This is a genomic window from Pseudomonas sp. FW305-7 (assembly GCF_058786735.1).
Window position 1 is genome coordinate 99,959 of the sequence record NZ_JBYSZA010000002.1, and the last position, 11,721, is coordinate 111,679.

Below are 11,721 nucleotides of genomic sequence, written 5' to 3' on the forward strand. Positions count from 1 at the left end.
TTGTGCAAAGGGTTCTTTAGGAAGGGCGAAGTCCCTATACTTGCCGACCAGGTCCATAAACCTGATCTCAAACTATTCCTGAATTACCTACTTAAGCAGGCACGAGGTGCGTGGTGGATTTCCCTTCCCGTTTTGAAGTGATCGTCATCGGCGGCGGTCATGCCGGTACCGAGGCAGCACTGGCCTCAGCACGTATGGGGGCAAAAACCCTGTTGCTGACGCATAACGTGGAAACCCTCGGCGCCATGAGTTGCAACCCGGCCATTGGTGGCATTGGCAAAAGCCATCTGGTCAAGGAAATCGACGCCCTCGGCGGCGCGATGGCCATCGCCACCGATCTGGGCGGCATCCAGTTTCGCGTGTTGAACAGCCGTAAAGGCCCGGCCGTACGAGCAACCCGTGCGCAAGCCGACCGAATTCTTTACAAAGCCGCTGTCCGCGAAATCCTGGAAAACCAGCCGAACCTGTGGATATTTCAACAAGCCGCTGACGACCTGATCGTTGAGCAGGAACAAGTGCGCGGTGTTGTCACCCAAATGGGTCTGCGTTTCTTCGCCGATTCCGTGGTGTTGACCACCGGTACGTTCCTCGGCGGACTTATCCACATCGGGTTGCAGAATTTCTCCGGCGGTCGCGCCGGTGATCCGCCGTCGATCGCCCTGGCTCATCGTCTGCGTGAACTGCCATTGCGTGTCGGTCGCCTGAAAACCGGTACGCCACCGCGTATCGATGGCAAATCTGTGGATTTCTCGGTCATGACCGAGCAGCCAGGGGATACGCCGATCCCGGTGATGTCGTTCATGGGCAACAAAGAACAGCATCCGCGCCAGGTCAGTTGCTGGATCACTCACACGAACGCCCGCACCCACGAAATCATCGCGGCGAACCTCGATCGTTCGCCGATGTATTCCGCTGCCGGTGAAATCGAAGGCATCGGCCCGCGTTATTGCCCGTCGATCGAAGACAAGATTCACCGTTTCGCCGACAAGGAAAGCCATCAGGTGTTCATCGAACCGGAAGGTTTGACCACCCATGAGCTGTACCCGAACGGGATATCCACAAGCTTGCCGTTCGACGTGCAATTGCAGATCGTGCAGTCGATTCGCGGCATGGAAAACGCGCACATCGTGCGTCCGGGTTACGCAATCGAGTACGACTACTTTGATCCGCGCGATCTGAAGTACAGCCTGGAAACCAAAGTCATCGGCGGTCTGTTCTTCGCCGGGCAAATCAACGGCACCACCGGTTACGAAGAGGCGGGCGCCCAAGGTTTGCTCGCTGGCGCCAACGCTGCACTGCGTGCGAAAGGCAAAGAAGCCTGGTGCCCACGTCGCGATGAAGCCTACATCGGCGTGTTGGTCGACGACCTGATCACCCTCGGCACCCAAGAGCCGTACCGCATGTTCACTTCCCGTGCCGAGTACCGCCTGATCCTGCGCGAGGACAACGCCGACCTGCGTTTGACCGAAAAAGGTCGCGAGCTCGGCTTGGTCGATGACGCGCGTTGGGCAGCCTTCTGCAAGAAACGCGAAAGCATCGAGCTGGAAGAACAGCGCCTGAAAAGCACCTGGGTTCGCCCGGGCACGCCGCAGGGCGAGGCGATTGCAGAAAAATTCGGCACGCCGCTGACCCACGAATACAACTTGCTCAATCTCTTGAGTCGTCCGGAAATCGACTACGCTGGTCTGGTCGAAGTGACTGGCAACGGCGCCGAAGATCCACAGGTCGCCGAGCAGGTTGAAATCAAGACCAAGTACGCCGGGTACATCGACCGTCAGCAGGACGAAATCGCCCGTCTGCGCGCCAGCGAAGACACGAAACTGCCTGTGGATATCAATTACACCAACATTTCCGGTCTCTCCAAGGAGATCCAGAGCAAGCTCGGCGCGACTCGACCCGAGACGCTGGGCCAGGCTTCGCGGATCCCGGGTGTGACCCCGGCAGCAATTTCGCTGTTGATGATTCATTTGAAAAAACGCGGCGCGGGCCGTCAGTTGGAGCAAAGCGCTTGAGTTCTAAGGTCACTTCGCAACACGCCGAAGAGTTATCCACAGGAGCCCGCGAGCTCGGTGTCAATCTCAGTGAAACCCAGCACGAATTGCTGTTGGGTTATCTGGCCCTGTTGATCAAATGGAACCAGGCCTACAACCTGACGGCTGTGCGCGATCCGGACGAAATGGTTTCTCGTCATTTGCTCGATAGCTTGAGCGTAATGTCGTTCATCGAAAACGGTCGCTGGCTCGATGTCGGCAGCGGCGGCGGTATGCCGGGAATTCCGTTGGCGATCCTGTATCCAGACTCGCAAGTGACCTGTCTGGACAGCAATGGCAAGAAAACCCGCTTCCTGACTCAGGTCAAACTCGAACTCAAACTGGATAACCTGCAAGTTATCCACAGCCGTGTCGAAGCCTTCCAGCCTGCGCAGCCGTTCAACGGGATCATTTCCCGGGCGTTCAGCAGCATGGAAAACTTCACTAACTGGACTCGCCACCTCGGCGATGCCGATACACGCTGGCTGGCAATGAAGGGCGTTCATCCGGCCGATGAGCTGGTAGCATTGCCGGCAGACTTCAAACTCGATAGCGAACACGCCCTGGCCGTACCCGGTTGCCAAGGCCAACGCCATCTGCTGATACTGCGCCGCACGGCATGATTGGGAACACAAGCAAGAATGGCTAAGGTATTCGCGATAGCGAACCAAAAGGGTGGTGTGGGCAAGACCACCACCTGCATCAACCTCGCAGCATCCCTGGTCGCGACCAAGCGCCGGGTGCTGTTGATCGATCTCGATCCACAGGGCAACGCCACCATGGGTAGCGGTGTGGATAAACACGGTCTGGAAAACTCCGTCTACGATCTGCTGATCGGCGAATGCGATCTGGCCCAGGCCATGCACTATTCCGAGCACGGTGGTTATCAACTGCTGCCGGCCAACCGCGACCTGACGGCCGCGGAAGTGGTTCTGCTGGAAATGCAGATGAAGGAAAGTCGTCTGCGCAGTGCGCTGGCGCCGATCCGCGAAAACTACGATTACATTCTGATCGACTGCCCGCCGTCGCTGTCGATGCTCACGCTGAACGCATTGGTCGCCGCTGACGGGGTGATTATCCCCATGCAGTGCGAGTACTTTGCGCTCGAAGGTTTGAGCGACCTTGTGGATAACATCAAGCGCATCGCCGAACTGCTGAACCCGAACCTGAAAGTCGAAGGTTTGCTGCGGACCATGTACGACCCGCGCCTGAGCCTGATGAACGACGTTTCGGCGCAGCTCAAGGAACACTTCGGCGAGCAGCTCTACGACACAGTGATCCCGCGCAACATTCGCCTGGCCGAAGCGCCAAGCTACGGCATGCCGGCACTGGCGTACGATAAGCAATCGCGCGGCGCGCTGGCCTATCTGGCCCTGGCGGGCGAAATGGTTCGTCGTCAGCGCAAAAATTCACGCATTGCCGCCGCTCAGGCAACTTAAGGAATCCCCATGGCCGTCAAGAAACGAGGTCTCGGACGTGGACTGGATGCACTGCTGAGTGGTCCGACTGTCAGCGCGCTGGAAGAACAAGCCGCGCAAGCCGATACGCGTGAACTGCAACATTTGCCGCTGGATCTGCTCCAGCGCGGCAAGTACCAGCCACGCCGGGACATGGATCCGCAGGCGCTGGAAGAACTGGCGCAGTCGATCAAGGCGCAAGGCGTCATGCAGCCGATCGTGGTTCGCCCGATCGGTGGCGGGCGCTTTGAAATCATTGCGGGTGAACGTCGCTGGCGCGCCAGCCAGCAAGCCGGGCAGGAAACCATCCCGGCGATGGTCCGTGATGTACCGGATGAAACCGCGATCGCCATTGCACTGATCGAGAACATTCAGCGCGAAGACCTCAATCCGATTGAAGAAGCGGTGGCCCTGCAGCGTTTGCAGCAGGAATTCCAGCTGACCCAGCAACAAGTCGCCGAGGCTGTGGGTAAGTCCCGTGTCACTGTGGCTAACCTGTTGCGGCTTATTGCGTTGCCGGAAGTCATCAAGACCATGTTGTCTCACGGTGACCTGGAAATGGGTCATGCGCGTGCTTTGCTCGGTCTGCCGGACAATCAGCAGGTGGAAGGGGCGCGACATGTTGTCGCACGCGGCCTCACCGTGCGCCAAACCGAGGCACTGGTTCGCCAGTGGTTGAGTGGCAAACCGGAGCCTGTGGAGGCTACAAAACCCGACCCGGATATCGCTCGTCTCGAACAGCGTCTGGCCGAGCGCCTAGGCTCTGCGGTGCAGATCCGCCACGGGAAGAAGGGAAAAGGGCAGTTGGTGATCGGTTACAACTCCCTTGATGAGCTCCAGGGTGTGCTCGCACACATCCGCTGAAACATTTCCTCATGTAGCGCGCAGTCGGAAATCACTACCTGACAGTTGAATAGGGGCAGAACCGCCCCTATACTCTGCGCGCATTTTGTCGGCACAAATTATGCCAAGTTATTGAATTCTGGCAGCCGACCATTGGAGAGCAAACGTGATGGAAACCCGCAAGCCAAACCGCCTGCCGTTCCATCGCCTGGCGGTTTTTCCGGTGTTGATGGCTCAATTTGTCATCTTGCTCATTGCCGCTTTGGCGCTCTGGCAATGGCATGGAGTCGTTGCCGGATACTCGGGACTTTGCGGAGGCCTGATAGCCTTGCTGCCCAATGTTTATTTCGCTCACAAGGCATTTCGGTTTTCCGGCGCCCGAGCAGCCCAGTCCATCGTCCGGTCTTTTTATGCCGGCGAGGCAGGCAAACTGATTTTGACAGCAGTGCTTTTCGCACTGGTGTTTGCAGGTGTGAAGCCACTGGCGCCGATAGCTGTATTCGGCGCGTTCGTGCTGACTCAGTCGGTCAGCTGGTTCGCTCCCCTGCTGATGAGAACAAGACTTTCGAGACCTTAGGGCGTTTGAGGCAACCATGGCAGAAACAACCGCTTCGGGCTATATCCAGCACCACTTGCAGAACCTGACCTTCGGTCAGCTACCTAACGGCGGCTGGGGCTTTGCCCATACCGCAGCAGAAGCCAAAGAAATGGGCTTCTGGGCTTTCCACGTCGATACCCTCGGCTGGTCGGTCGCGTTGGGTCTGATCTTCGTTCTTCTTTTCCGCATGGCGGCAAAGAAGGCAACTTCGGGTCAGCCAGGTGCTTTGCAGAACTTCGTTGAAGTATTGGTCGAATTCGTCGATGGCAGCGTGAAAGACAGCTTCCATGGCCGTAGCCCGGTGATTGCACCGCTGGCACTGACCATCTTCGTCTGGGTGTTCCTGATGAACGCCGTCGACCTGGTACCGGTCGACTGGATTCCTCAGCTGGCCATCCTGATCACCGGCGACCACCACATCCCGTTCCGCGCCGTGTCGACTACCGACCCGAACGCGACCCTGGGCATGGCGTTCTCGGTTTTCGCACTGATCATTTTCTATAGCATCAAGGTCAAGGGCCTCGGCGGCTTCATCGGCGAGCTGACCCTGCACCCGTTCGGCAGCAAGAACATCTTCGTTCAAGCCCTGCTGATCCCGGTGAACTTCCTGCTGGAATTCGTGACCCTGATCGCCAAACCGATCTCCCTGGCTCTGCGTCTGTTCGGCAACATGTATGCCGGCGAGCTGGTGTTCATCCTGATCGCTGTGATGTTCGGCAGCGGCCTGCTCTGGCTGAGCGGCCTGGGCGTTGTTCTGCAGTGGGCGTGGGCTGTGTTCCACATCCTGATCATCACTCTGCAGGCGTTCATCTTCATGATGCTGACCATCGTCTACCTGTCGATGGCGCACGAAGAAAACCATTAAGACCAGTTTCGACTAGTCTGATGTCCCTCCCGGTCAAACGGGAGGGGGCTCTTCACAGGGCACCTGAAACGATTTGTTTTACCGCTTTAATCTAAAAAACCTAAACCATACGACGTAAAAGTCGGGAGGAAAGATGGAAACTGTAGTTGGTCTAACCGCTATCGCTGTTGCACTGTTGATCGGCCTGGGCGCACTGGGTACCGCAATTGGTTTCGGCCTGCTGGGCGGCAAGTTCCTGGAAGGCGCAGCGCGTCAGCCAGAAATGGTTCCAATGCTGCAAGTTAAAATGTTCATCGTTGCCGGTCTGCTCGACGCCGTAACCATGATCGGTGTTGGTATCGCTCTGTTCTTCACCTTTGCGAACCCGTTCGTTGGTCAGATCGCTGGCTAATTACCCGGATTCTTCCGAGTAATTTGATGTGATGGACAACGTAACTGCGAGGTGTTGGCGTGAACATTAATGCGACCCTGATTGGCCAGTCCGTTGCGTTCCTGATTTTTGTACTGTTCTGCATGAAGTATGTATGGCCTCCGGTCATCGCTGCTCTGCACGAACGTCAAAAGAAGATCGCTGATGGTCTGGACGCTGCCAGCCGTGCAGCTCGCGACCTGGAGTTGGCCCAAGAAAAAGCGGGTCAGCAACTGCGCGAAGCGAAAGCTCAGGCAGCTGAAATCATCGAGCAAGCCAAGAAACGCGGTAACCAGATTGTCGAAGAGGCCGTTGAAAAGGCCCGTGTCGATGCTGACCGTGTGAAGGTTCAGGCTCAAGCCGAGATCGAACAGGAACTGAACAGCGTCAAAGACAAGCTGCGTGCCCAAGTGGGCTTGCTGGCTGTCGGCGGCGCCGAGAAGATCCTGGGTGCCACAATCGATCAAAACGCGCACGCAGAGCTGGTTAACCAACTGGCTGCTGAAATCTAAGCGAGGGCGATCATGGCAGAACTGACCACGTTGGCCCGACCTTACGCTAAGGCGGCCTTCGAGCACGCTCAGGCCCACCAGCAACTGGCCAATTGGTCAGCCATGCTCGGCCTGGCAGCAGCGGTGTCGCAAGACGACACCATGCAGCGCGTGCTCAAGGCCCCGCGACTGACGAGCGCAGAAAAGGCCGCCACGTTCATTGACGTGTGCGGCGACAAGTTTGATGCAAAGGCACAGAACTTCATCAACGTCGTTGCCGAAAACGACCGTCTCCCGCTTCTGCCGGAGATCGCCGCTCTGTTCGACCTGTACAAGGCCGAGCAAGAGAAATCGGTAGACGTTGAAGTAACCAGTGCATTTGCATTGAACCAAGAACAGCAAGACAAACTCGCCAAGGTTCTCAGTGCACGACTCAACCGGGAAGTGCGCCTGCAAGTTGCGGAGGACGCTGCCTTGATTGGTGGTGTCGTGATCCGCGCCGGCGACCTGGTTATCGATGGCTCGATTCGCGGAAAAATCGCGAAACTTGCCGAAGCATTGAAATCTTGAGTTTGAAGGGGCAGCAGAGCAATGCAGCAACTCAATCCTTCCGAAATAAGTGAAATTATCAAGGGCCGCATCGACAAGCTCGATGTGACCTCCCAAGCCCGTAACGAAGGCACTGTCGTCAGCGTATCTGACGGCATCGTGCGGATTCACGGTCTGGCCGACGTCATGTACGGCGAGATGATCGAGTTTCCGGGCGGCGTCTACGGTATGGCCCTCAACCTGGAGCAAGACTCCGTAGGTGCCGTTGTATTGGGCTCCTACCAGTCTCTGGCTGAAGGCATGAGCGCCAAGTGCACCGGCCGCATCCTCGAAGTTCCTGTTGGTAAGGAACTGCTGGGTCGCGTAGTCGACGCACTGGGTAACCCTGTTGACGGCAAAGGTCCACTGGGCAACACCGAGACCGACGCGGTCGAGAAAGTTGCTCCGGGCGTGATCTGGCGTAAGTCGGTAGACCAGCCTGTACAGACTGGCTACAAGGCTGTCGATGCCATGATCCCTGTCGGCCGTGGCCAGCGTGAGCTGATCATCGGTGACCGTCAGATCGGTAAAACCGCTCTGGCGATCGACGCGATCATCAACCAGAAAGACAGCGGCATTTTCTGCGTCTACGTAGCGATCGGTCAGAAGCAATCGACCATCGCCAACGTGGTTCGCAAGCTGGAAGAAAACGGCGCCCTGGCCAACACGATCATCGTGGCTGCCAGTGCTTCGGAATCTCCTGCGCTGCAATTCCTGGCACCGTACTCCGGTTGCACCATGGGTGAATTCTTCCGCGACCGCGGTGAAGACGCGCTGATCGTTTATGACGATCTGTCCAAGCAAGCAGTGGCTTACCGCCAGATTTCCCTGCTGCTGCGCCGTCCACCAGGCCGTGAAGCTTACCCAGGCGACGTGTTCTATCTCCACTCCCGTCTGCTGGAGCGCGCATCCCGCGTTTCGGAAGAATACGTAGAGAAGTTCACCAACGGCGCAGTGACCGGCAAAACCGGTTCCCTGACCGCACTGCCGATCATCGAAACCCAGGCTGGCGACGTTTCCGCGTTCGTTCCGACCAACGTGATTTCCATCACTGACGGTCAGATCTTCCTGGAATCGGCCATGTTCAACTCGGGCATCCGCCCAGCAGTGAACGCCGGTGTTTCGGTATCCCGTGTGGGTGGTGCCGCTCAGACCAAGATCATCAAGAAGCTGTCCGGTGGTATCCGTACCGCTCTGGCTCAGTACCGTGAACTGGCGGCATTCGCCCAGTTCGCTTCTGACCTGGACGAAGCGACCCGTAAGCAACTTGAGCATGGTCAGCGCGTTACCGAGCTGATGAAGCAGAAGCAATACGCACCAATGTCGATCGCTGACATGGCGCTGTCGCTGTATGCCGCTGAGCGTGGGTTCCTGACTGACATTGAAATCGCCAAGATCGGCAGCTTCGAACAAGCGCTGATTGCTTTCTTCAACCGCGATCACGCCGATTTGATGGCCAAGATCAACGTTAAAGGTGACTTCAATGACGAAATCGACGCTGGCATGAAAGCCGGTATCGAGAAGTTCAAGGCCACCCAAACCTGGTAAGCCGCAGCGGGAGCCGCGAGGCTCCCGCTTGCTAACCTGATAGGTGTTACATGGCAGGCGCAAAAGAGATTCGCAGTAAGATTGCGAGCATCAAAAGCACGCAAAAGATTACCAGCGCCATGGAAAAAGTGGCGGTCAGCAAAATGCGCAAGGCACAAATGCGCATGGCTGCTAGCCGTCCTTATGCGGAGCGTATCCGCCAGGTAATTGGGCATCTGGCCAACGCCAACCCGGAATACCGCCACCCGTTCATGATCGACCGCGAAATCAAGCGCGTCGGTTATGTCGTCGTGAGCAGTGACCGTGGTTTGTGCGGCGGCTTGAACACCAACCTGTTCAAGGCCCTGGTCAAGGACATGGCGGTAAACCGCGAAAACGGCGTCGAGATTGATCTGTGTGTCGTTGGTAGCAAGGGTGCGGCCTTTTTCCGCAACTTCGGCGGTAACGTCGTTGCAGCTATCAGCCACCTGGGTGAAGAGCCGTCGATCAATGATCTGATCGGCAGCGTCAAGGTGATGCTGGATGCCTACCTGGACGGCCGTATTGATCGCCTGTCCGTGGTGTCCAACAAGTTCATCAACACCATGACGCAACAGCCTACCGTGGAGCAGTTGATTCCACTGGTGGCGACCCCGGATCAGGATCTCAAGCACCACTGGGACTATCTCTACGAACCGGATGCCAAAGAGCTGCTTGACGGCTTGATGGTCCGTTACGTCGAGTCGCAGGTCTACCAGGCGGTGGTCGAGAACAACGCGGCTGAACAAGCTGCGCGGATGATCGCGATGAAGAACGCTACCGACAACGCCGGTGATTTGATCAGCGATTTGCAGCTGATCTACAACAAGGCGCGTCAGGCTGCGATCACCCAAGAGATCTCGGAAATCGTCGGCGGCGCTGCCGCGGTTTAACGGTTCAAATATTCAGAGGATCCAGCTATGAGTAGCGGACGTATCGTTCAAATCATCGGCGCCGTTATCGACGTGGAATTTCCACGCGACAGCGTACCGAGCATCTACAACGCGCTGAAAGTAGTGAGCGCGGCCGAAACCACTCTGGAAGTTCAGCAACAGCTGGGCGACGGCGTGGTTCGCACCATTGCGATGGGTTCCACCGAGGGCTTGAAGCGCGGTCTGGAAGTTACCGATTCCGGCGCAGCCATCTCCGTACCGGTCGGTAAAGCGACCCTGGGCCGGATCATGGACGTCCTCGGTAACCCGATCGACGAAGCTGGTCCGATCGACACCGAAGAGCGTTGGGGCATTCACCGTCCAGCGCCTTCGTTCGCTGAACAGGCGGGCGGCAACGACCTGCTGGAAACCGGCATCAAGGTTATCGACCTGGTTTGCCCGTTTGCCAAAGGCGGTAAAGTCGGTCTGTTCGGTGGTGCCGGTGTAGGCAAAACCGTAAACATGATGGAACTGATCCGTAACATCGCCATCGAGCACAGCGGTTATTCCGTGTTCGCCGGTGTGGGTGAGCGTACTCGTGAGGGTAACGACTTCTACCACGAGATGAAGGACTCCAACGTTCTGGACAAAGTGGCACTGGTTTACGGTCAGATGAACGAGCCGCCGGGTAACCGTCTGCGCGTAGCTCTGACCGGCCTGACCATGGCCGAGAAGTTCCGTGACGAAGGTAACGACGTTCTGCTGTTTGTCGACAACATCTATCGTTACACCCTGGCCGGTACTGAAGTATCCGCACTGCTGGGCCGTATGCCTTCGGCAGTAGGTTACCAGCCGACCCTGGCTGAAGAGATGGGCGTTCTGCAAGAACGTATCACTTCGACCAAGGAAGGTTCGATCACCTCGATCCAGGCGGTATACGTACCTGCGGATGACTTGACCGACCCGTCGCCAGCGACCACCTTCGCCCACTTGGACGCCACCGTCGTTCTGTCCCGTGACATCGCTTCCCTGGGTATCTACCCGGCGGTAGATCCACTGGATTCGACCTCGCGCCAGCTGGATCCGAACGTAATCGGCCAGGACCACTACGACACCGCTCGCGGCGTTCAGTACGTTCTGCAACGTTACAAAGAGCTGAAGGACATCATCGCGATCCTGGGTATGGACGAGCTGTCGGAAGCCGACAAGCAGTTGGTAAACCGTGCTCGTAAGATCCAGCGCTTCTTGTCGCAGCCGTTCTTCGTGGCTGAAGTCTTCACCGGTGCTTCGGGTAAATACGTTTCCCTGAAAGACACCATTGCTGGCTTCAAAGGCATCCTCAACGGTGACTACGACCACCTGCCAGAACAAGCGTTCTACATGGTTGGCGGCATCGAAGAAGCGATCGAGAAAGCCAAGAAACTGTAATCCCGGCGCCCGGCAACGGGCGCTAATTTAGGTTGAGGCAATCAGATGGCTATGACAGTCCATTGCGATATCGTCAGCGCGGAAGGGGAAATCTTTTCCGGCCTGGTCGAGATGGTGATTGCGCACGGTGCACTGGGTGATCTTGGTATCGCTCTGGGTCACGCGCCGCTGATCACTAATCTGAAGCCAGGTCCGATCCGCCTGATCAAGCAAGGCGGGGAAGCCGAGGTGTTCTACATCTCCGGTGGTTTCCTCGAGGTTCAGCCGAACATGGTCAAGGTGCTTGCCGATACCGTGCAACGTGCCGCCGACCTGGATGAAGCTCAGGCCCAAGCAGCTCTCAAGGCTGCCGAGGCTGCTCTGCATGAGAAGAGCGCAGATTTCGATTACGGAGCTGCGTCCGCACGTCTGGCCGAGGCTGCAGCTCAGCTGCGCACCGTCCAGCAGATCCGCAAGAAGTTTGGCGGTTAATCCGTCAGCCACTTGTTGTGCGATTGATAAAAAAGGGTAGCCTCGGCTACCCTTTTTTCTTTTCCGAATTTACAACCCCGGTCGCAGTTGCTGACCACCCAGG

At 57.3% G+C, this 11,721-nt stretch carries 13 protein-coding genes; all 13 read left to right on the forward strand.

The window, feature by feature from the left end:
* Nucleotides 1-113: 113 nt before the first annotated feature.
* Nucleotides 114-2,012: a tRNA uridine-5-carboxymethylaminomethyl(34) synthesis enzyme MnmG gene (gene mnmG / locus AC3WMT_RS03525; RefSeq protein WP_103302856.1), complete on the forward strand. Its 1,899-nt coding sequence runs from the start codon at nucleotides 114-116 to the stop codon at nucleotides 2,010-2,012.
* Entirely contained in the window at nucleotides 2,009-2,653 is a 645-nt protein-coding gene (rsmG, locus tag AC3WMT_RS03530; RefSeq protein ID WP_103302854.1) for a 16S rRNA (guanine(527)-N(7))-methyltransferase RsmG, read from the forward strand. The genes mnmG and rsmG overlap by 4 nt, the downstream gene beginning before the upstream one ends.
* Before the next feature lie 18 nt (nucleotides 2,654-2,671).
* Nucleotides 2,672-3,469: a ParA family protein gene (locus AC3WMT_RS03535; protein WP_007911909.1), complete on the forward strand. Its 798-nt coding sequence runs from the start codon at nucleotides 2,672-2,674 to the stop codon at nucleotides 3,467-3,469.
* 9 nt (nucleotides 3,470-3,478) lie between these two features.
* Nucleotides 3,479-4,351: a ParB/RepB/Spo0J family partition protein gene (locus tag AC3WMT_RS03540; protein WP_042607989.1), complete on the forward strand. Its 873-nt coding sequence runs from the start codon at nucleotides 3,479-3,481 to the stop codon at nucleotides 4,349-4,351.
* A 148-nt stretch (nucleotides 4,352-4,499) separates the two neighbouring features.
* Nucleotides 4,500-4,907, forward strand: coding sequence for a F0F1 ATP synthase subunit I (locus tag AC3WMT_RS03545; protein WP_003229783.1), 408 nt, complete (start codon nucleotides 4,500-4,502; stop codon nucleotides 4,905-4,907).
* 16 nt (nucleotides 4,908-4,923) lie between these two features.
* The gene (gene atpB / locus AC3WMT_RS03550) at nucleotides 4,924-5,793 is read left to right on the forward strand and encodes a F0F1 ATP synthase subunit A (protein ID WP_034152183.1); all 870 of its coding nucleotides are present in this window, start codon (nucleotides 4,924-4,926) and stop codon (nucleotides 5,791-5,793) included.
* A 133-nt stretch (nucleotides 5,794-5,926) separates the two neighbouring features.
* On the forward strand, nucleotides 5,927-6,184 hold the full coding sequence (gene atpE, locus AC3WMT_RS03555) for a F0F1 ATP synthase subunit C (protein ID WP_003097235.1): 258 nt from the start codon (nucleotides 5,927-5,929) through the stop codon (nucleotides 6,182-6,184).
* A 59-nt stretch (nucleotides 6,185-6,243) separates the two neighbouring features.
* A complete protein-coding gene (locus AC3WMT_RS03560; protein ID WP_003229781.1) occupies nucleotides 6,244-6,714 on the forward strand; it encodes a F0F1 ATP synthase subunit B in 471 nt (156 codons plus the stop codon).
* 12 nt (nucleotides 6,715-6,726) lie between these two features.
* Entirely contained in the window at nucleotides 6,727-7,263 is a 537-nt protein-coding gene (locus AC3WMT_RS03565; protein ID WP_007911956.1) for a F0F1 ATP synthase subunit delta, read from the forward strand.
* Between the two features lie 21 nt (nucleotides 7,264-7,284).
* The gene (gene atpA, locus AC3WMT_RS03570) at nucleotides 7,285-8,829 is read left to right on the forward strand and encodes a F0F1 ATP synthase subunit alpha (protein ID WP_103302851.1); all 1,545 of its coding nucleotides are present in this window, start codon (nucleotides 7,285-7,287) and stop codon (nucleotides 8,827-8,829) included.
* 50 nt (nucleotides 8,830-8,879) lie between these two features.
* On the forward strand, nucleotides 8,880-9,740 hold the full coding sequence (gene atpG, locus AC3WMT_RS03575; RefSeq protein ID WP_007911960.1) for a F0F1 ATP synthase subunit gamma: 861 nt from the start codon (nucleotides 8,880-8,882) through the stop codon (nucleotides 9,738-9,740).
* A 27-nt stretch (nucleotides 9,741-9,767) separates the two neighbouring features.
* Nucleotides 9,768-11,147, forward strand: a complete 1,380-nt coding sequence (gene atpD / locus AC3WMT_RS03580; protein ID WP_007911961.1) for a F0F1 ATP synthase subunit beta — start codon at nucleotides 9,768-9,770, stop codon at nucleotides 11,145-11,147.
* A 45-nt stretch (nucleotides 11,148-11,192) separates the two neighbouring features.
* Nucleotides 11,193-11,618: a F0F1 ATP synthase subunit epsilon gene (locus AC3WMT_RS03585; RefSeq protein ID WP_007954164.1), complete on the forward strand. Its 426-nt coding sequence runs from the start codon at nucleotides 11,193-11,195 to the stop codon at nucleotides 11,616-11,618.
* Nucleotides 11,619-11,721: the final 103 nt, after the last annotated feature.